This window comes from Klebsiella sp. K5-204 (assembly GCF_030128585.1).
In the GTDB taxonomy this organism is placed as follows: domain Bacteria; phylum Pseudomonadota; class Gammaproteobacteria; order Enterobacterales; family Enterobacteriaceae; genus Klebsiella; species Klebsiella quasipneumoniae.
Window position 1 is genome coordinate 1 of sequence record NZ_JAKUZS010000037.1, and the last position, 858, is coordinate 858.

Annotated in this window: 1 rRNA gene; it reads left to right on the forward strand. The window is 52.8% G+C overall.

Features of this window, described 5'->3' with window-relative positions:
- Positions 1-858, forward strand: a 23S ribosomal RNA gene (locus tag MKR05_RS26880); the annotation flags it as partial.

Genomic DNA, 858 nt, shown 5'->3' on the forward strand with positions numbered 1-858 from the left:
TGTGAACTCGAAGAGTAGGGCGGGACACGTGGTATCCTGTCTGAATATGGGGGGACCATCCTCCAAGGCTAAATACTCCTGACTGACCGATAGTGAACCAGTACCGTGAGGGAAAGGCGAAAAGAACCCCGGCGAGGGGAGTGAAAAAGAACCTGAAACCGTGTACGTACAAGCAGTGGGAGCACCTTCGGGTGTGACTGCGTACCTTTTGTATAATGGGTCAGCGACTTATATTCTGTAGCAAGGTTAACCGTATAGGGGAGCCGCAGGGAAACCGAGTCTTAACTGGGCGTTAAGTTGCAGGGTATAGACCCGAAACCCGGTGATCTAGCCATGGGCAGGTTGAAGGTTGGGTAACACTAACTGGAGGACCGAACCGACTAATGTTGAAAAATTAGCGGATGACTTGTGGCTGGGGGTGAAAGGCCAATCAAACCGGGAGATAGCTGGTTCTCCCCGAAAGCTATTTAGGTAGCGCCTCGTGAACTCATCTTCGGGGGTAGAGCACTGTTTCGGCTAGGGGGTCATCCCGACTTACCAACCCGATGCAAACTACGAATACCGAAGAATGTTATCACGGGAGACACACGGCGGGTGCTAACGTCCGTCGTGAAGAGGGAAACAACCCAGACCGCCAGCTAAGGTCCCAAAGTCATGGTTAAGTGGGAAACGATGTGGGAAGGCACAGACAGCCAGGATGTTGGCTTAGAAGCAGCCATCATTTAAAGAAAGCGTAATAGCTCACTGGTCGAGTCGGCCTGCGCGGAAGATGTAACGGGGCTAAACCATGCACCGAAGCTGCGGCAGCGACACTATGTGTTGTTGGGTAGGGGAGCGTTCTGTAAGCCTGCGAAGGTG